At 68.3% G+C, this 18,331-nt stretch carries 19 protein-coding genes and 3 pseudogenes; 6 read left to right on the forward strand and 16 right to left on the reverse strand.

Going from position 1 to position 18,331, the window contains the following annotated elements; all coding sequences use genetic code 11:
- Positions 1–323 (reverse strand): annotated as a pseudogene (locus FNH08_RS08445) (ATP-binding protein); the annotation flags it as partial.
- A 934-nt stretch (positions 324–1,257) separates the two neighbouring features.
- Between FNH08_RS08445 and FNH08_RS08450 the strand changes: the two are divergent.
- Positions 1,258–2,343 carry an FUSC family protein gene (locus FNH08_RS08450; protein ID WP_152770776.1) on the forward strand — a complete coding sequence of 362 codons (1,086 nt, stop codon included), beginning with the start codon at positions 1,258–1,260 and terminating at the stop codon, positions 2,341–2,343.
- A 494-nt stretch (positions 2,344–2,837) separates the two neighbouring features.
- Complete coding sequence (locus FNH08_RS08455) at positions 2,838–3,089, forward strand: LapA family protein (RefSeq protein ID WP_322724012.1); 252 nt, start codon at positions 2,838–2,840, stop codon at positions 3,087–3,089.
- Between the two features lie 6 nt (positions 3,090–3,095).
- Here FNH08_RS08455 and FNH08_RS08460 read toward each other — a convergent pair.
- The 8 genes and pseudogenes from FNH08_RS08460 to FNH08_RS08495 form a co-directional block, all read right to left on the reverse strand.
- Positions 3,096–4,106: pseudogene (locus tag FNH08_RS08460) on the reverse strand (aldo/keto reductase).
- A gap of 319 nt (positions 4,107–4,425) precedes the next feature.
- Positions 4,426–5,237 (reverse strand): annotated as a pseudogene (locus FNH08_RS08465) (IS5 family transposase).
- A 127-nt stretch (positions 5,238–5,364) separates the two neighbouring features.
- The gene (locus tag FNH08_RS08470; protein WP_322724014.1) at positions 5,365–5,811 is read right to left on the reverse strand and encodes a PIN domain-containing protein; all 447 of its coding nucleotides are present in this window, start codon (positions 5,809–5,811) and stop codon (positions 5,365–5,367) included.
- Positions 5,808–6,050 carry a type II toxin-antitoxin system Phd/YefM family antitoxin gene (locus FNH08_RS08475; protein WP_152770777.1) on the reverse strand — a complete coding sequence of 81 codons (243 nt, stop codon included), beginning with the start codon at positions 6,048–6,050 and terminating at the stop codon, positions 5,808–5,810. Before FNH08_RS08475 ends, FNH08_RS08470 begins: the two co-directional genes overlap by 4 nt.
- A gap of 580 nt (positions 6,051–6,630) precedes the next feature.
- Complete coding sequence (locus FNH08_RS08480) at positions 6,631–7,197, reverse strand: Uma2 family endonuclease (RefSeq protein WP_152770778.1); 567 nt, start codon at positions 7,195–7,197, stop codon at positions 6,631–6,633.
- A gap of 306 nt (positions 7,198–7,503) precedes the next feature.
- Positions 7,504–9,090, reverse strand: a complete 1,587-nt coding sequence (locus FNH08_RS08485; RefSeq protein ID WP_322724015.1) for a serine/threonine-protein kinase — start codon at positions 9,088–9,090, stop codon at positions 7,504–7,506.
- A 289-nt stretch (positions 9,091–9,379) separates the two neighbouring features.
- Entirely contained in the window at positions 9,380–9,631 is a 252-nt protein-coding gene (locus FNH08_RS08490; RefSeq protein WP_228033985.1) for a hypothetical protein, read from the reverse strand.
- Positions 9,628–9,978: a hypothetical protein gene (locus tag FNH08_RS08495; protein ID WP_322724016.1), complete on the reverse strand. Its 351-nt coding sequence runs from the start codon at positions 9,976–9,978 to the stop codon at positions 9,628–9,630. The genes FNH08_RS08490 and FNH08_RS08495 overlap by 4 nt, the downstream gene beginning before the upstream one ends.
- Before the next feature lie 55 nt (positions 9,979–10,033).
- Here FNH08_RS08495 and FNH08_RS50645 point away from each other — a divergent pair, with 55 nt between their 5' ends.
- Positions 10,034–10,291, forward strand: a complete 258-nt coding sequence (locus tag FNH08_RS50645) for a hypothetical protein (protein ID WP_194238421.1) — start codon at positions 10,034–10,036, stop codon at positions 10,289–10,291.
- A 125-nt stretch (positions 10,292–10,416) separates the two neighbouring features.
- Entirely contained in the window at positions 10,417–11,274 is an 858-nt protein-coding gene (locus FNH08_RS08500) for a hypothetical protein (RefSeq protein WP_152770781.1), read from the forward strand.
- Here FNH08_RS08500 and FNH08_RS08505 read toward each other — a convergent pair.
- The 5 genes from FNH08_RS08505 to FNH08_RS08520 all read right to left on the reverse strand — a co-directional run bounded on the left by FNH08_RS08505 (position 11,262) and on the right by FNH08_RS08520 (position 14,458).
- Positions 11,262–12,119 carry an aldo/keto reductase gene (locus FNH08_RS08505; protein WP_322724018.1) on the reverse strand — a complete coding sequence of 286 codons (858 nt, stop codon included), beginning with the start codon at positions 12,117–12,119 and terminating at the stop codon, positions 11,262–11,264. The two genes, FNH08_RS08500 and FNH08_RS08505, sit on opposite strands and share 13 nt — an antisense overlap.
- Positions 12,053–13,249: a JmjC domain-containing protein gene (locus tag FNH08_RS08510; RefSeq protein ID WP_152770782.1), complete on the reverse strand. Its 1,197-nt coding sequence runs from the start codon at positions 13,247–13,249 to the stop codon at positions 12,053–12,055. The genes FNH08_RS08505 and FNH08_RS08510 overlap by 67 nt, the downstream gene beginning before the upstream one ends.
- Positions 13,250–13,334: 85 nt before the next feature.
- A complete protein-coding gene (locus FNH08_RS50650; protein WP_167307964.1) occupies positions 13,335–13,502 on the reverse strand; it encodes a hypothetical protein in 168 nt (55 codons plus the stop codon).
- Between the two features lie 147 nt (positions 13,503–13,649).
- Positions 13,650–13,967, reverse strand: coding sequence for a hypothetical protein (locus tag FNH08_RS08515; RefSeq protein ID WP_152770783.1), 318 nt, complete (start codon positions 13,965–13,967; stop codon positions 13,650–13,652).
- Positions 13,967–14,458, reverse strand: a complete 492-nt coding sequence (locus FNH08_RS08520; RefSeq protein ID WP_152770784.1) for an ATP-binding protein — start codon at positions 14,456–14,458, stop codon at positions 13,967–13,969. The genes FNH08_RS08515 and FNH08_RS08520 overlap by 1 nt, the downstream gene beginning before the upstream one ends.
- A gap of 251 nt (positions 14,459–14,709) precedes the next feature.
- On the opposite strand from FNH08_RS08520, the gene FNH08_RS08525 reads away from it, so the two are divergent.
- Positions 14,710–16,053 (forward strand): transcriptional regulator, encoded by a 1,344-nt coding sequence (locus FNH08_RS08525; protein WP_152770785.1) that lies wholly within the window; start codon positions 14,710–14,712, stop codon positions 16,051–16,053.
- A 71-nt stretch (positions 16,054–16,124) separates the two neighbouring features.
- Positions 16,125–17,297: a serine hydrolase domain-containing protein gene (locus FNH08_RS08530; protein ID WP_152770786.1), complete on the forward strand. Its 1,173-nt coding sequence runs from the start codon at positions 16,125–16,127 to the stop codon at positions 17,295–17,297.
- Positions 17,298–17,632: 335 nt separating this feature from the next.
- Here the strand turns inward: FNH08_RS08530 and FNH08_RS08535 are convergent, their stop codons facing one another.
- Positions 17,633–17,896, reverse strand: a complete 264-nt coding sequence (locus tag FNH08_RS08535) for a hypothetical protein (RefSeq protein WP_152770787.1) — start codon at positions 17,894–17,896, stop codon at positions 17,633–17,635.
- A complete protein-coding gene (locus FNH08_RS08540; RefSeq protein ID WP_152770788.1) occupies positions 17,893–18,207 on the reverse strand; it encodes a hypothetical protein in 315 nt (104 codons plus the stop codon). Before FNH08_RS08540 ends, FNH08_RS08535 begins: the two co-directional genes overlap by 4 nt.
- Between the last annotated feature and the right edge of the window lie 124 nt (positions 18,208–18,331).

Raw genomic sequence — 18,331 nt, forward strand, 5'->3', positions numbered from 1 at the left:
ACGGTGGGGCCGCCCCTGTCGGCGATGCGCATGAGCTCGGTGACTGCCTCGTCCCAGTGGGCGAAGCGGAATGGGGTGGGCTGGTCGCGGTGGCGGGCGAGGGCTTCGCCGAACTGGCGCAGGGCGTCGGCTTCGGTGGTCTCGGTGGCGGTGAACATGAAGCCGCCGCTTGCCCGTGTGACGGCGTCCAGGAGGAAGGTCTTGCCCTGGCGGCGGCGGCCGGAGACCACGCCGAGGGTGGCGCGCGGTCCGGGCAGGGCGGCGAAGCGGGTCAGCTCGGCCCACTCGAAGTCGCGGTCGAACATCTCGGCGGGTTTATCCACTGCACATCCCTGTATGGATAGGTGCGCTTATTATATCTGGACTTATTCAAGAGTCCTGCGGGCGCGCCCGGCGTTGGCCAGGGCGCGCGCCGCATCGGCGGGCTGCCAGCCGCGGTGTCACACTGCGTGCAGTACCTCACTGCCTGCCGCCAGTGCCGCGCGACCCATGCCCGCCTCGGGGAACGGGCGGCGGCCCGCCCCAGAGCGGCTTCGCGACGCGCCGTGTCGGCGGGCGGGATGGCACACACCGTCCATGGCCTCGTCGAGCAGGTCTGCGACGGTCCGCAGGTCGCGCGGACGCGGTACGGACGCCCCGCCGTCCACCCCCAGGGAACTCAGCTACGTCTCAGGGGCCGACTCGATGACATCGGCCCATTCTCATAACGGTGAAGGTGACGCAGGTGAGAAGCCTCACCGCCCGGTGGCGATAGTCGTACGGGACCGTCACTGTCTGCCCCCGTCCGCCGCCGTTGATGTCAGCACTGATGTCAGCTCGACCGGCGAAGGACCGTTACCTCTCGCGGCCCCTGCCGCACCACGAACCGTGCGTTCTCCCGACGGGGCACGCTCTGGTGTCCTCGCTCCTTGCAGCGGCGCGGTCACCACTTCCAGAGTTGATCCGGAGCCCGTCTGCACCTCAGCCGACGACAGTCAGCCACGACGGCGGGCGCGCCGACCGACCACGCACGCGTGTGCCTCGCTGCACCCCCACCGGCCTCAGTCACGCTATCGGGACGTCGGCCAGAGCAACCCACGACGGCCGATCCGTGCCCGGCGGCCTCTCGTCGCCTGCCTCGGCGGGTCTCTTCGTGGCAGCCTCGACAGACTCAGAGAATTCGCCATGAAGGGGCACATATAGCAGATCGTGCGAGAGAGGGCGGCCGTGACCACGGAGAGCAGACGCGCAGGACAGCCCGTTCATCGGGGAAAACTCATGACCTGGCTGTCGAAAGTGTTCGAGCTCGCCCCGGGAGGGTTGAACTGGCCGCGAGCAGTGGCGTTCCTGGACGCTGGGTTGGTGCCGATGTTCGTCTTTTGGGCGATCGGGCATGAGGTGTACCTGCTCAGCGCGTTGTTCGGCCTGCTGTTCGCGGCGCTGGCCGATCCCGGAGGCGGCTTCGGACACCGCGCGCTCTACATCGCCCTCTTCGCGCTGATCGGCGCTGGGGTGACCGCGCTGGCCTTCGGTGTCGGGTCAGAAGCCTGGGGCTGGCTGGTGCTCACGTCTTTCGTTGTCACGCTGGTGTCCGGGCTGGCGATCGCGTTCGGCGTGCGCAGATTCGTCAACGGCATGCTTCTCAACGTCTGGTTCATCGTCGCCGTCGCACTCGAGTTCAGCATCCACGACGAGGCCCGCATCACCAGCTACGTCTGGGCTCAGGTCCTCTCCTGGACCGGAGGCGCGGCGCTGTGGATCACGGTGACCTTCCTCTGGTGGCTCATCCGGCGGCGCACGGACCAGGACCAGCCCTTCTCGGAGCTCCCGGGTGACACTTCCCGAAGGGAGCTGACCCGTCCGCTGATCCTGTTCGCGGTGATCCGCGCCGTGGTCATCGCCGGCACCGTCGCGCTGGCGTACGGACTGGATCTCTCGTACGGCTCCTGGATCCCGATCGCGGCCATGATCGGGTTGAAACCAAGCCTGGAGCAGGCCGCGCTTGTCAGCGCGCAGCGTCTCGCCGGTGCGTTCATCGGTGCCGTCGTAGCTGGGCTGCTGCTATGGGTGCCGGCGAGCGAAAGCGGTGTGAGGCTGTTCGCGGTGAATCGCGGACTCGAAATGGTGGCGCTCGTACTGTTCATGCATGGAGCGGGGATCCGTCTCTGGAACTACACGCTGTACACCGCGGCCATCGCCGCAGGAGCGCTCATCCTCGTGGACCTGCCGCAGCCCTCTGACAATGCGGCCGAGGGTTACCGGGTGCTGTGGACGTTGTGCGGTGTGGGGATCAGTTTGATCGTGATGCTGTTCGCGGGATTGCTCACCAGACGCACCGCCAAGACACCATCACAACAAACCTGACATCAGCCCACTCGTTGCTGCGGGGGGGCATCGAAGGTGTCCACTCCAAACTGGCCCGCATTCGCCAGCGCGCCGTGGGGTGGGGCCGCCGCTGGAGCCGCCGCCGTCACCCCGGCTGCCACTGGGGCTGCTGCCTAATGCTGTTGTCAAGCCACGAGACCAAGGGGGGGGCCGGGCCTCTACTGGTCCACGGTCGGCCTGCCGATATCCACTGCCCGGCTGCTCAGCTCGTACGGCTCGGTCATGGAGGCCTGCGGCCTGACGGTGGCTCCGTCCCGGCTGCGCGTCCTCGCGGCTTGATGCATCGCTGTCTTCGCAGGTCAGCGGCCTATCAGGGGAAGACCGGGCAGTGATCTTTCACGATCCTTCGCGGGCCTTCTTAGTCTTGCTGTTCCCACCAGGTTCCCAGCCGAGGGCCTGGGGACGGGTTGCGTCCTGAGAAGTGGTGTACGGGCTCCCACCTGATCCGGGCGTTTGTCCCGGCGTCGGAGTGAGTGTCCGGATACAAGAACGTCCACCGGCTGATCTTCGAGTTGCAGTCGGTGGACGTCAGCTACTTCGGTGCCCACGGGCACGTTCCGCTGCGCGTGGCCCTGCTGCTGGCTGCGGTGGCGGGCATCCTGCTCACCGCGCTGGCCGGCAGCGCGCGGATCATGCAGTTGCGCGCGACCGCCCGCGAGCACCGCAGGGCCGACCACAGGGCGGTGAAGGGCGAGGCCAAGGACTCGTCGAAGGCCCGGCGGTAGCCCGGACTACCGGGAGCCCGCGACAGGGTGCGGCTTGTAGAAGGACTCCTCCAGGTAGGCGGCCTCGTGCGGCTGGTAGGGCTCCTCCAAGTAGGCGGCCTCGTCTTCGTCGAGGTCGACGTCCACCGCGGCGACCGCGTCGGCCAGCTGGGCCGGCTTGGTGACCCCGACGATGGGTGAGGTCACCGCCGGGTTGCGCATGACCCAGGCCAGGGCGATCTGGGCCGGGGACAGACCCCGCTTGCCCGCGATCTCGTGGACACGCTCGGCCACTGCCTGGTCCTCGTCTCGTTAGAGGATCTTGCCGCCCTCGTCGGTCTCGGCACGCGCCGTGGCGGTGTCCCTGGCCCGCGTCAGCCTGCCCCGCGCCAGCGGGCTCCACGGGATCACGCCGATGCCCTGGTCGGCGCAGAGCGGGAGCATCTCGCGCTCTGCTTCTCGGTGGATGAGGTTGTAGTGGTCCTGCATCGACACGAACCGGGTCCAGCCGTTCAGGTCAGCCAGGTACAGGGCCTTGGCGAACTGCCAGGCGTACATGGAAGAGGCTCCGATGTAGCGGACCTTCCCGGACTTGACCGCGTCGTGCAGCGCCTCGAGGGTTTCCTCGATCGGGGTGTCGTAGTCCCAGCGGTGGATCTGGTACAGGTCGATGTAGTCGGTCCCCAGTCGCTTCAGGGAGGCGTCGAGCTCGGCGAAGATCGCCTTGCGGGACAGCCCGGCGCCGTTCGGGCCGGGGCGCATCCGCATCCAGACCTTGGTGGAGAGAACGACCTCCTCGCGCCGGGTGAAGTCCTTGACCGCCTGGCCGACGATCTCCTCGCTGCTTCCGGCGCTGTAGCCATTGGCCGTGTCGAGGAAGTTGACGCCGCCCTCGAGGGCCTGCTTGATGATGTCCCGGCTGGCGTCCGCGCCCAACGACCAGGGCTCGCCGCCCCGGTCCGGCGAGCCGAAACTCATGCAGCCGAGGGTGATGCCGGAGACTTCCAGTCCGGTCGTTCCGAGTTTGATGTATCGCATGCTTCCGAACCTAGGAATTGAAGTGCGCTCCAACGCAAATACGTCTCGGTCCGGAATTCGGAGGCGTGGGGCATGTGCGCCCTGTCAGGGTTCGACCGTTTCGGCCAGACGTACCAGAGAACCCAGTGGTAGCGAGTAACAAACTGTCAATTCTCGGCCGAGCGCGTGGGGCACTACTCAGCCCCCCGACGGCAAACCGCCCTCGCGGGTCCGTCGCCACGACCGATCATCGCTCGATCACTAAGAGATTCCGCTGGTCCGGGCGGCGGTATCGCGGCGCTCGCGACGGCGCCCCTACACGCGGCATCTCTTACAACGGCTAACACAATGAGCCGAGTTGTCGGTGGGTGATCAGGCAGCAGGCGAGTTTGAGGAACGCTTCGTGGATGTCGGCTCGCCGTTCCCATCGGATGCGCAGACGGCGGAAGCCGTGCAGCCACGCAAAACTTCGCTCGACCACCCAGCGGTAGGTGCCCAGTCCGGTGCCGTGCGGGGTGCCGCGGCGGGCGATCGCGGGCACGATGCCGCGGGCGCGGACCTGGTCGCGGTAGACGTCATGGTCGTAGCCGCGGTCGGCGAACAGCGAGTCCGGCTTGCGGCGGGGACGGCCGACCCGGCCGCGGACCGGCGGGATCCCGTCGAGCAGGGGCAGGAGTTGGGTGACGTCGTTGCGGTTGCCCCCCGGTCAGCAGGACCGCGAGCGGGGTGCCGTACCCGTCGGTGATCAGGTGGTGTTTCGAGCTGGCCTGGCCTCGGTCGACCGGCGAGGGGCCCGTGTGGATCCCCCTTTTAGTCCAGCCGGGAGGTCGCGTTCAGCTCGGCCAGCAGGACCTCGTGCAGTCGTTGCCAGACGCCGGCCTCGTTCCAGTCCCGCAGACGGCGCCAGCACGTCATGCCCGAGCCGAAGCCGAGGTCCTGCGGCAGGTACTCCCACTGGATCCCGGTGTGCAGCACGTACAAGATCCCGCACAGCACGTCCCGGTCCGGCAACGGCTTGCGGCCCGGATACCGGAACCTGCGCTCACGCTGCGGCAGCAGCGGCTCCAGGTGATCCCACAACTCATCCGACACGATCCACGGTGACGTCCCCACAGTGGACCGAACGCTCAACTTCCGCCCCGGACACGGCAACCAGGAGCGATCCACCTCATTGTGTTAGCCGCTGTTAGGCCGGACACCCAAGGCTGATCGAACCTTCGCGAGACGACGCCTTGCGAAGCGGTGAGCGGGCGTCCCGGAGCAGGCAAGGCCGCCGTGACTACAGATCTTCGGGTAGGAGCCGGAATGCCTGGTGGCCGGTCAGGGGCCGGAGCATGCGGAAGTGGTGGTCGGTGGTGAGCAGGGCATCTGTGCGGTAGGCGGCGGCGAGGGCGACGTTCATGGCGTCGGTGAGGCCGATGCCTTTGCCGCCGTCGGCGTCCGCGTAGCCTTCGGCGACCGCGATCGCCGCGCTCAGATGTGTGCTGACGGAGGGCACCTCGAAGCGTCGGGTTGCGACGTTACGTTCGATGAAGCGCGCCGCGATCAGGGCCTTCTGGGCTCCGGCACGGGTTGAGATCAAGTAGTCCAGTTCGGCCAGGACCATGGGGGAGATAATGATGTGGCTGGCTGCTGCCAGGGCCTTCTTGTGTTCCTGATGGCCGGTGAGTTTCGGGTCGAGCAGGCGGTACAGGCCGTTGGTGTCGGCGACGGCGACCAGGCTCACGCGCCCATCCCCTTGAGGGTGTCCTCGATCTCGTCGTCGGTGAGGTCGGGCAGGCCAAGGTCGGGGAGCTCGAGGTCGCCCATGGCGTCGGTCGGGTACGGGGGCACCTCGGTGTCGTCTATCGGGACGACCCGTGCGACGGGGGTGCCGTTCTTGGTGACGGTGATGGTCTCGCCGCGGGCTGCTGCGGCGAGGATCTGGGAGGACTTCTGGTTGAACTCGCGGGCCGTGGTCTCCATGTAGTACATGTTACTACGTGAGTGATGCGCATCGGTGGGCACCTCGTGCACATGGAGTACGGGACTGAAGTGCGAGACGCCGGGCGGGTGCGCACCATGGCGATCGAAGCGGTGTGCACCGTTTTCCTCAGAGGGTTCTCCAGTGCGCGCGGCCAGGTATTTCCGCCGGTACCCAACGCCGCCGAAGCGGGCTGGCCGGGGCGGAAATGCCGCACAAGTCACGGCGAAACCGCGCGAAACCCCACGGCGTGATCGACGTAAATATGCCTGATGTTACTCATCGTGCCGTTCCCACCAGGTTCCCATTTGAGACAAAAGCACCCCTCCGTGACATCCGCAGAGGGGTGTTATGTCCAATTGCCTGGCACTTTGTTGTGCCCCCGGCAGGATTCGAACCTGCGACACCCGCTTTAGGAGTGGGATCGAATCCTTGCCGGGGGGTACCTGGCGCTGCCGTACGGTGCTGTTTTCCCTGGTCAGAACCGCGCGTCGAGCCGCTTGATCCGGCTCATGCCGCCCTGTATCGGGCAGTCCGCTCACGCATCGCTCACGCGCTGCCGGCTGCTGAGCAGCGCGTGGGTCAGACCTGGCCGAGGTCGATCTGCACGGGGAAGGGGGCCGCTACCTTGAGGACGCCGGTGAACACGTCTCCGTCCCGGTAGGTCTTCGTCGCGGGGTCGAGAACGTAGGTGTACACGAGGGGAACGCCTGTCGCAGCCTGCTCGATCCTCCAGTAAAAGCCGATGCCCGCCTTGGCGTACTGGTCGACCTTCACGATGCGGTCGGTGGTCTCCGAGCCCGGCGACAGCACCTCCGCGACCAGCAGCACGTGCTCAGGGCGAGTGGGGGTGATGTCGATCGTGTCTGCGCGGTACACGACGACGTCCGGGCGGCGATTGGTGAGGGGGACGTCCTGAAGCCGGACGTCGAAGTCCGTGTCGGCGTTCCACTCCGGGCCCGCGGCGGCATCCAGGGCGTTCGCCAAAATCCGGGCCAGCCGGTTGTGCCGCTTGGACGCACTCCGACTTACGACGACCATCCCGTCCACGATCTCGATACCGGCGCACTGCTCCTCGGACCAGGACTCGTACTCCTCCGCCGTGATCTGCTCGTGCATCCACGCCGGGGCCATCATCTCGGCCGTCATGAAGCACCTCCCGGACACTGTGCTGCGGGCCCGATCCCGCTGGATTCAGCGTACTGTCTGCCGTCCTTCCGGCACGCTGATCTCGCTCACGCTCCCTCCCGTGGGCCGACATCCGACCAGCAAGCCCACGACAAGTGGGAAACCGGCGTGGTGGACTCGTCGCCAGAGGATCGGAACACGGTCGGCGGCACCACTGACCTGGCGGCCACCGTGGTGAGCGCTACACCACCCGGCGACGTGACCGTCGTGAAACCCTCGGCCGCAGAGCGGCATGGTGTTGGCGATGCCGCTTCTGCAGGAAGCGGGTCAGGAAGCCGAACCGTCGAGGTCGAGGCGGATCACGGCGAGCGCCTCGGCGATCTCGACGGTCATCTCGTCCTCCGGGCCGAACACCATGCACATGTCCTGGTGGAGTGGTTCGAGGACCTGCCGCGCCTCGGCGGTCCGGCCCTGGGCGAGCAGCAGCATCCCGATGTTGTGCCGCAGCTCCACGGCCTCCTCGCTCACGTCGCTGTCGACGGCCCGCACGACGTTCAGCACACCCTGGAGCGCGGCCAGCGCGTCGGTGACCTGGCCGAGTTCGGCGCGGCAGCGGGCCGCCTGGGCGCGGCAGGCGCGAGCCTGCTCGCCGGTGGGCCCGGCGATACGGGCGTAGGCGTCGGCGAGGGCGTCGAACTCGGGCAGGGCGGCCCGGTAGTCGCCGCCGAGGAGGCGGATCGCCGCCCGCTGGCGGCGCAGCGCCAGGACCTGCCTGCTCTCGGAGCCGAGGGCGAGGGCGGCGGGTGCGATGACCTCGCCGAGCACCTCGGCGGCCTGCGCGAACCGCTCCTCCTCCAGCAGGGCGTCGGAATGCGCGTACGCCTCCTTGATGTCCTCGCGCAGCCGGGCGGGGACGGGCACCGGCGGGGCCCCCGGGAGGACGGCCGTCGGCGCCGGACCACCGGGCGCCGGGGCCTGGGCGCGGGCGCGGGGCGCGAACGGGCGACGGAACACGCCTGTCGGGTCGGGCGCGCCAGCCGGCCCGGCGTCCGCCGTGCCGGGCTCCTGGCCCGGCGGCGGGAGGAACGGCAGCAGCCGCGCGTACACCTCCTGCGTGTCGGCGGGCCGCGCCTCGGGCGCCTTGCGCAGCAGGTGCAGGACCAGCTCCTCCAGCGCCTCGGGGACGTCGGGCCGCAGCTGTCGCAGCGGGGTGGGGGCGGCGTTGACGTGCTGGTACATCAGCAGGTACTCGCTCTCCGCCTCGAACACGAGCCGTCCGCTGAGGAGTTCGTGCAGCACACAGCCGAGCGCGTACAGGTCGGTCTGCGGGGTGATGCGTCCGCCGCGGACCTGCTCGGGCGACATGTACTGGTGGGTGCCGATGGGGCTGCCGGTCGCGGTCAGCTTGGTGACATCGGTTCGCAGCATCGCCGCGATACCGAAGTCGAGGACCTTCACGGTGCCGTCGCGGGCGACGAGGATGTTGCCCGGCTTGAGGTCCCGGTGGATCACCGGCACGTCGTGCGCGTACGACAGCACGGTCGCGACCTGCGCGGCGACGGCGGCCGCCCAGCTGACGGGCAGTGGCCGGCCGGGGTCGAGATAGGCGGACAGAGGTACGCCGTCGACGAGCTCCATCACCAGGAACAGCCGCTCGTACGACGCGTCGAGCACCGCGTCGTACACCTGCGGCACGCCAGGATGCTGGATGCGCGCGGTGATGCGGGCCTCGCGACGGAAGCGCTTGGCGAACTCCTCGGCCAGCTGCGGGGAGGTGACCGACGCCTGCCGGATGAGCTTCACGGCGACGGGCCGGTCGAGGACGGCGTCGTAGCCGCGCCACACGTCGCCCATGCCGCCGTGGCTGAGCTCCTCCAGGAGTTCGTAACGGTCGGAGATCGCCTCCTGCGGCACCTTGCCCCCGGTGTGCGTGATGAACAGTCACGGTCAGGGGTCAAGTGTGACCGCTGCGTCAGGATGCCGTCCAGCGGTCGCGGTGCGACAGCGCTCGGGCGCGGTGGTGGACGACGGGCAGGAGGGCGCGCCGCCCGGTCGGCATCCCGCCGACCGGACCGTCTGAGCCGTACCTTCACCACCGCCGTCGGGCCCAGTCGCACGGGCGGCTGGGCCCTCATGTCCTGCACGGTCAACCGAGACAGAAAAACGCCCCCCGCTCCGAAGAGCCGGGGGCCACCTGCTGGGGTCAGATCCAGGTCACCTGGAGGACGTAGCCGCACTCAAACCGGGGGACGATCAGGAAGACGAACATGCCTCCGGGGACATCCACGGTTTCGCTCTTCGGCCCCATGCCTTCGTACCTCGTGCCGTCGAGGTAGAGAGCTTCAGCGGCGCGGATCAACTCGTCGGCTTTCTTCTCGACCTCGGCGATGAAGGCCGGCGGAGCTCCGCCCGCCACATACTCCTCGCCAGGGTCGTACTCCCATCTCCAGGTCACTCGGACACCGCCTTGTACGCGGCGCGGATGATGTCGCCGGAGATCCTTACGTAGCGGCGGCTTTCTTCAAGCGTCACGGCGGCGTTGGCCATGTACTCGGCGCGGCGCAGCTCACGCGCCGCCTCGGGAAACCGCTCGATTTCGATGTTGGCGGCCCACGCGATCATGAAGAGCTGGAGGGGCTTGATGCTGCTCTGCTCTATGGCGGCGGCGACGGCCTTGCGCTGATCGGCGTCCATTTCCGGCAGCCGCTCCGGCGCGATGGCGGCAAGGGCGGCCCGGAGGGCCTCGGGGGTCCGCGCGGGGCGCGGGATCAGCTCTGTGCCGTGGTCGCGCTGTGTGCTCACGATGTCCTCCAAGGGATGCCCCGGCCAGCATATCCAGCCGGGGCACACGCATCAGATGTCGTCGTCCAGCCCCTCCTCGCGGCGGATCATCCGCCAGGCCGCCGTAGGGGACGATCTGCGCGAGGAAGCCGTACTTCCTGACGTAGTCGTTGAGGTCGGCGCGGAAGCCCTCCGCCGTCTCCTGGTCGTCCTCGTCGTCGCTGTCGAGCAGCGCGGTGAAGCGGGCGACGGCGAGGGAGAGCAGAAGGCACCACCGGCCCTGCGGCCGAATTGCCTCTACGCCGTCACTCCCTGTTCCTGTCGGCTGCCATGATGTCGACGCATTCTTCGAGCGCGGCGTGCAACCCAGCCGGTAGATCTTCGACAAGGAATCCAAGCCCGCTGGTCAGACATGGTGCGGACTCTGCTGAGCACCGCACGACTGCTACGGTCGCGTCCATGACGCTCTCGGTCTCAACGGGTCAGGCTGTCGACCTACGCGTGCAGCCGGTAGACGAGGTTCTTGATCGCGTCGAGCGGTCTCTCCAAGTGGTGCTGCTCGCGGACACGATGGTGCGCAAGCGGAGATCCGTGGGGGCCAGAACCGACCGCGGGACCTGGGTGCGGATCGAGCGGCGCCTGCTCGACAAGATCTCCGACCAGGGGTGGAACGGGACTGAAAGTGGCGCCCGTCTGAAGGGCATCGCCCAGCCCGAATGGCACGGATGTGTGGTCTGGCGGGCCACGGACGGGCCGGTGCTGTGGCGAGCCGACGAAACCGAGCTTCTGCCAGGGGCTCCTGTCGGAAACGCCATCCTGAGCGAGGCCCCGGAGCTGCCGGATGACTGGTGGGAGACATTGAACGCGTCGTTGGACGCACTGGCGGCCCAGAGCACGAGCCGGGTCGCCACGCCGGACACCGACACCATCACCCAGGTCCTGGTCACCGAGTCCATCCGCGGTGTTTTCTCCGGCGATTTCGATACGACCGTGGAGCAGTGGGTGCCGGCCCACGCGGACCTGAACTGGGCCAACATGACCGCTCCGGTGTTCAGTCTCTTCGACTGGGAGGACTGGGGTAACGCGCCGCTGGGGCTGGACTCGGCCTCGCTGTGGGCGAGTTCCCTTGCTGTCCCGGCTCTTGCCGATCGCGTACGGCACGAGCGCCGGTCCGACTTCGAGAGCCGGGACGGCAAGGTGATGACGCTGTTTGCCTGCTCGAAGATCCTCGGGCCGTACGCGCACCCGGAAGACCCTCGGCTGGAACCCGCCAGGCGCATGGCCGAACAGGTCATCAAGGAGCTTCAGAACAGCTGATCGTGTGAACGGTCCCGCAGGAGACTGCGGTACTCCTGGATCGTTTCTTTCTCGACCTCGCCGCCCAGGGCGCCGACGAGTTCGCCCAGGTGGGCGGGCTCATCAGTGCCCACAGCCACAGTGCCGACCCTCGGCAGGTGATAGGCGGCCATGAACGCCGCTTGCACGCGCGAGAGTTGACGGTTGCCACCGAGGAAGACACGGGGGTCGATCCTGGCCCACACCGCGTCGCTGGTGCTGCCCCCGAAGGGGCTCATGCCCCATACCTCGCTGGGGTCCAGGTCCCATGCCCTGATGAGGGCGTCTGCGGCATCCAGCGTTCTGACTCCGGCCAGAAGGCCGGCGCGGACCATGAGGGTCGCTGGCCTCGGTACGGTCGGGCCGATCAGTCCCACCAGGAATGATGGATCCCAGGAGGCGATGCCCCAGGCGGCGCACAAGCCCTTGCCCGTGGCGGCATCGAGAGCTGCGCACGCTTCGGTCAGCACCTCCTGGCCATGCGGGCCGGCCTCGCGGAGCGAGTGTTCCGGGTTGTGCAGGAACACCAGGTCCGGCTCCCGCCCCAGGTCCTCGGCCGCCTGTTCCACGGCCGCGTGCAGCCGCAGGGGGTCCAAGGAATGCTCCGCCCCGCCCGGTGCCGGAAAGTAGCCCACCTTCGTGGAGACGGTGAACTTCGGCAGCAGGTCTCCGGCCGTCTGCGCCAGGACCTGATGCGATCGGAAGCCGAGGTAGTTGGTGCTGGTGTCGAGTGCTGTGACGCCGAGGTCGAGCGCCCCCGTCAGGAGCTGGCGCTCGTGACGAGATCGGTGTAGCCCGAGGACAATTCGGGGGTCAGCACCGCGCACAGCTCCTCCTTCACCAGGACCTCTGCGACCTCTGTCGCTTCGGCCCCGGCGACTGCCGCGGCCTGCTCCAGTTCGACCGGCCTGCCGCTCAGCAGCAGACGCAGTGCGGGCAGGGCTTTGGCCGCGAGGGTGAGCTTCTTCCCCGAGGCCACGATGTCGACGGTTTCTCCGTGCTCGTGAATCTGGGGCGGGAAGTGGGTGGTGCACACCACGGCGTCGAGCGGCCCGAGTATGTCGAGGAACGGCACGTGCCGAGGCAGGGTCGTCGCCTGCTCGTACGCGTCGAAGAAGTCGGCTGGCGGACGCTCGCTGACCAGCTGGGCGGCGGCCTCGGTCAGGGCGTCGGTGCCGGTTCCCTGCGAGCGGTCGAGGTCGTGGCGGAAGATCTCGTGCTCGCGGCACCAGTCGGCCAGCCACGCGAGCCAGCTCGCCCCTGTGCGCTTGGTGATGCCGAACGTGACGTGAAGGCTCTTGCCGGAGCCGCTGCCGGTCCGTGTCGCCTGGTGCCAGTGGCCCCGCGGAATGTGCATGACGTCGCCGGTCCGCATCAGACCGGACCAGATGATCGCGTCGCTCGGAGTGCTGTTGGGGTCGGCGTCCCGGTACATCGGGACCGCGCGGGAGGTCGCGCGCACCTCCCACTCCTTCTCACCGGCGAGCTGGACGATGACGACATCGTGGTCGTCCCAGTGCAAGGGGAAGCCGGAGGCGTCGTTCGTCGTCAGGTACGCGTTGACCTGGACTCGCTCACGGGACCACCACTGCAGGGCCCGGCAGGCGACCTCCATCGTCGGATCGAAGACGTTGGCCTGGTCCATGATCACCGTCGCGCCTTCACCCAGGAGCCTGCCCAGGCTGCGCATGTTGACCATGGAGATGCTCTGGCCGCGGGGGCTGACGCTGTCGGTGTAGTAGATAGCCGGATGGACCTCCTCGCCCTTCTGGAAGCACCGGAATTGCGGGCGGTTCAGGCTCCTGCGCATCGCGACGTCGAGCAGGCGGTTCGGGGTCATGATGCGGGAGACGAGTGCGGGGTCGTCCATGCTCCCGCGTACGAAGCCCTTGCCCAGTTCCTCGGCTCCACTCCAGCCGAGCGCTGCCTCGATGGCGCTGATCAACCGATGTTCCATCGTGCCTCCTCCATGGGTTCGACCACTGATGCGGAGACGGTGGGGGCAGGCGCGGCCGACCACGCCGGCCCCCACCGCTTGGTGCCTACTCGCTGTCGTGCAGGTTGCCGTCGCCACCAGGCCACGGCGCGTCGCCGGAACTACCCTGGTTGTCCGACCGGAGGCTGTCGTACCGGTCGTGGACGGCGGTCAGTTCTTGCACCGCCACGAGCAGGCCGCTTCGGGCCGGAGGCGGTGTCGTGGGCTCTGCCACCTCGTACTCCTTCCTCTTCGCTTCTCCCGCCAGGGCTCCGACGGGAGGTTGATGGCCGCCCCACGGCCGTGGGGGATGTGGTTTGCCGTGGGGCGGCAGTCATTGGGCGTGCGATGAACGGCAGGTGGGCGCCAGGGACAGGTCGGGTCAGCGGTGGTTCGGAAGACCGCGGGTGTCCTTGCGCATGTTGATCTCCAGAACGCGCTGGTCCAGCTCGTACAGGCAGGCACGACAGGCGTAGAGGGCCGCGTGCATGCTGCTCGACCGGACGGGCCCGATCCACGTCACCTCGACGTCGTCACGTCTGCACCACAGCCAGCACTCGCCGCGCGCCTGCCATTCGTGGCGATCCCATAGCGCGTAGTCAGTGGGTTCCCTGGTGACGGGGTCGATGTCCCGGCGAGTGGGCCGGAAGACCGCGTCGGGATCAGGAAGCGGATTCGCTCGTAATGCGTGCCGTCCCATCACACGACCGCCAGACTGAGCGACTCGGGCTCGGATACCACACCGCGCTTCGGCCGTAGCGCGTACAGCCTGTGCAGAACAGCTGCTCGGATGGCGGGCGCCGCCTTGGGAAGGGTGATCTCCGCCCATACGCGTTTCCCCTGGCCGACGGGCTCCCAGGCACACCGCGAAGCGAGAAGCTCGACCAGCGCCAGGCCGCGCCCGCTCTCGTCGTCCGCCTGGGCACAACTCGCCTGCGGAGCAGCAGGATTGTCATCAAGCACGTCGATCACCAAGCGGCCGGGACGGTGGTACAGCGCGACGGTGACGGGTCCTTCCCCATGGATCACAGCGTTGGTGATGAGTTCGGAGGCGACAAGACGAATCGCGTCAGCCGTGTCGTCGTTCAACGGCACACCCCATGCACGCACCTTGTCGACGACCTTGCGCCGGGCAAGGGAAACTTCCCTTTCCTCACTCGCGAGGACGAACCGATGGAGGAGCGTGGGCATGGCGGACGCCTCCGAGGAGTTGGAGAGCGGCTCCGTCCCCGACGGGGAAACAGGGGCGGAGCCGCCGATCTGAGAACCGCTCCGGAGCGGTCACCCTGCGTGGGCTCCGTGGACGGCTGATACTCAGTCAACGGCCCCAGCCAGCAAGGCGGAACGTTTCTAGGGGGTTCCTCCTGGGGACGCCCTCCCCGTACGCGGCGACGCGAAGTAGCCTCCCCACTACGCCTTGAGGGGATGACGGGAGTGATGACATGCCTGGTGAGCCGTTGGCGGTCCACCCGCTGAGCTTCCTCCTCCAGACGAGCGGTTGGGGGAAGGCCGAGTTCGCCCGGCTCATGCAGGCGCACGGGCGGTCGCTCGGAATCCCGCTCGCGACCAACCGGACCACCGTATGGAAATGGGAGCAGGGGCAGGAGCCGGATGCGGACGCCCAGCGCGTACTCGCCGACTTGCTGCGCGTCCCGTACGAGCAAGCGCGAAGGGAAGGATGGCCCCGGTGGCTGCCGGTCTGGGAAGTCACGGGACTCACCACCCCATGGACGGAGGCCGGTACCGTTGAGGCGTTGTCCGAACTCGTGGGGAGTGGCCGCATGGACCGCCGGGGCTTTCTCACCATCACCGGCACCGCCCTGACGGGCCTCGCGGCGAGCTGGGTGGACGCGCCGTCCGCCTTCGCCTCGGCCCTGGGCGGGGATCAGGTCACGGACACGATGGTCTCGACGATCGAGCAGCGCATCAGCACGCTCCGCACCCTCGACGACCAACTCGGCGGCGCCACGCTCCTGGAGCAGGCACGCGGCGATCTCGCCCTGGTCACCGGCCTCCTGAGCACTGGCAGGTACACGGAGAGCATCCGGCTCCGCCTCTACGCCTTGGCGGCCCGGGTATCGCACCTGACCGGCTGGATGGCCTACGACGCGGGGCTGCGGTCCGTCGGCCAGCGCTACTACGTCGGGGCTCTACGCAGCGCCCGTACCGCCGGAGACGACGCGTTCGGTGCCTTCATCCTCGCGGAGATGGGCGTTCACGTCTCCGAGGCCGGACGAACCGCCGACCGCGTCGCCCTCATCTCGACCGCCATCGACAACGCCCCTCGCACGCTGTCGCCGTACACCCAGTCCTTCCTCTACCTGCACAAGGCCGAGGCACTGTCCCGCGACGGCGACCACCGCAACGCCGGAACAGCGCTCAACCGCGCCGTGTCCCACTGGGAGCGCCACACGACGGAGGCAAACCCGGACTGGCTCAACTGGTTCGGCGAAGCCCAGCTGAAGTCGACTGAGGGCAAGGTCCTGCTGCGGTCCGGGCAGGTGGAACGCGCCACGGACTCCCTGGAGACCTCCGTGAAGAGCGCGGCTCCTCGGGACAAGGCCGTACGCTCCAGCCGCCTGGCTGAGGCCCGGCTCGCCGGCGGCGACCTGGATGGGGCGCTGGACGCCGCGAACTACGGCACCGAACTCCTGGAGAACAGTGTCAGTTCCGTACGAGCCCTGGACCGCTTGAAGGAGTTCTCCGCCCACCTCGAACCGCGCAAGTCCGTGCCCGCTGTCCGTGAGTTCCGTGAGCGGCTCCAGGCCGTGCCCGTCGCGGCATGACCTCGCCTCTCGGACTTCGAGGCCCAGCCCGCACCCTCGCATTGGGTAGTCGCAATGCCAGGATGGACGGCATGACGACGATCCACGGTCAGGTCGCGGCTGGGTTCGAACCGGTACGTGAGGCGTTCGCAGCGAACTTCTCCGAGCACGGGGACATCGGCGCGGCAGTGTGCGTGTACCAGCACGGGCGACCGGTGGTGGACCTGTGGGGAGGCGTCGCCGACCCCGAAACCGGTCGTCCGTGGACACAGGACACGCTGCAGCTCGTCTACTCGGCTACCAAGGGGGCGACCGCGACCGCGGCACACATGCTGGCCGAGCGCGGTGCGCTGGACCTAGACGCGCCGGTGGCGAAGTACTGGCCAGAGTTCGCCGCGAACGGCAAGGCGGACACCCCGGTGCGCTGGCTGCTGTCCCACCAGGCCGGCCTGATCACACTGGATCAACCCGTCCCGCTGAATGAGGCGTTGGCCTGGCATCCGATGGCGGCCGCATTGGCCGCTCAGCGTCCCCAGTGGACTCCGGGCACGGCGCACGGCTACCACGGCCGGACCTGGGGCTGGCTGGTCGGCGAAGTGATCCGTCGGGTATCCGGCCAGACACCGGGCCGCTTCTTCGCCGACGAGATAGCCGCCCCCCTCGGATTGGACTTCTTCATCGGACTGCCGACGGATCAACGCGACCGGGTCAGCCGCATGGTGTACCAGCGACCGGCCGTCGACCTCACCGCCATGCCCGCCGAGTCGGTTCCCGAAGAACTCCGCGAGCAGGTCGCCGCGTGGCGGGATCCGGAGTCATTCAGCAACAGGGCGTACGCGGTAACCGACCCCGCCGAGATCGACTTCGACTCGCCCGAGGTGCAGGCCGCGGAACTCCCGGCCTCCAACGGCATCGGCACCGCACACGGCCTGGCGCGCATGTACGCCGCGCTGATCGGTGAGGTGGACGGTACGCGCCTGATTCCTCCGGAGATCCTTGAGTCAGCGACCAAGGAGCAGGCCAGCGGGAAGGACCAGGTGATGCTGATCCCGAGCCGATTCAGCGCCGGATACATGCTGCCTACCGAGACCAACCCGATGATTGGGGCAGGCTCTTTCGGCCACACGGGACGAGGCGGCTCGCTCGGCTTCGCCGACTTGGAGCACGGCGTCGCCTTCGGTTACGCGATGAACAAAATCATCGGGGGAGCCGACGACGTGCGCGCGGCCTCGCTGGTCAACGCGGTACGAAGGTCGCTCGCGTAGCCCTGCCCACCTGCGGGTACGGAGCACGCAGCCCCGTCCTGTGCCACCCTGTGGTCGAGCCGGGGACCGGCTACCATCTCTGCGCGGTCTGGGAGAACCTGCAGAAGACGGACCCGCTTCCGCATCGTGCGCCCTTGATCGCCGCCGCTCGGTCGTGGGCCGCGCATCGCGGGCTCATCCGGGGGTGAGGCGGGCAGCCGCGCGTCACGCGTGCGAGAAGGGTGACGACCGGATACGGACCCGAGGTCAAGGAGCAGCGGCGGACGTGGGTCGGTGGCACCCAGGGGCGAACCCTCCGGGCGCCACCGACCTCAAGGCGTAATACCTCTACGTCGTCACTCCCGGGCGGTCGCGATGATGCCGACGCATTCTTCGAGCGCGGCGTGCAACGGCTTTACGAAGGCGGCGAGTTCGGCGTCCGAGGCCTTTCCCACCTCCAGTACGGCGCCGACGACCGTGACCAGGACGGCGGCGGCCTTCAGGGCGTGCGCGTCGGCCAGTTCCTCAAGACGGCCGCCGGGGCACGTGAGGGCCAGGGCCTCCTTGCCGGTGGCCGGGTCGAGGCCCAGGCTGCGCAGACGCGGCGTACTCGTGCTCATACGGCGACCTCCCACGGAACCGGAACGTAGTCCTGCCCCAGCGTCGCCAGGACCGCCGCCCGACGCCGCTCGCGCTGAAGGCGGCGCCGGTCATGTTCGTCCCGCTCGCGTTCCCATTCGACGACGTACGGACGGACCAGGGGCATGGCGTCGACGGTGATGACGTCCGCCGGGTGCAGGCACGTGATCACGGGCGGGGGTTCCGGAACGGGTGGACAGGAGATGGAGGGCAGTGGCGGCGGCGCCGCGGCGCGATGGGCACCGCGGGCGGGCAGGAAGAGGCTCAGAATCGCGGCCAGTAGGCTGCGCACAGGTCGGCTCCTATTCAGTCGGCTGAGGCCCCGGTAGGGAAGTAGCCGCTTCCCGTCGGGGCCGCTTTGTGTTGCGAACCCAAGATAGCGTGGATAACCGCAGATAACCACGGATGCACGGAAT

Source organism: Streptomyces spongiae, assembly GCF_009377185.1.
Classification (GTDB): Bacteria; Actinomycetota; Actinomycetes; order Streptomycetales; family Streptomycetaceae; genus Streptomyces; species Streptomyces spongiae.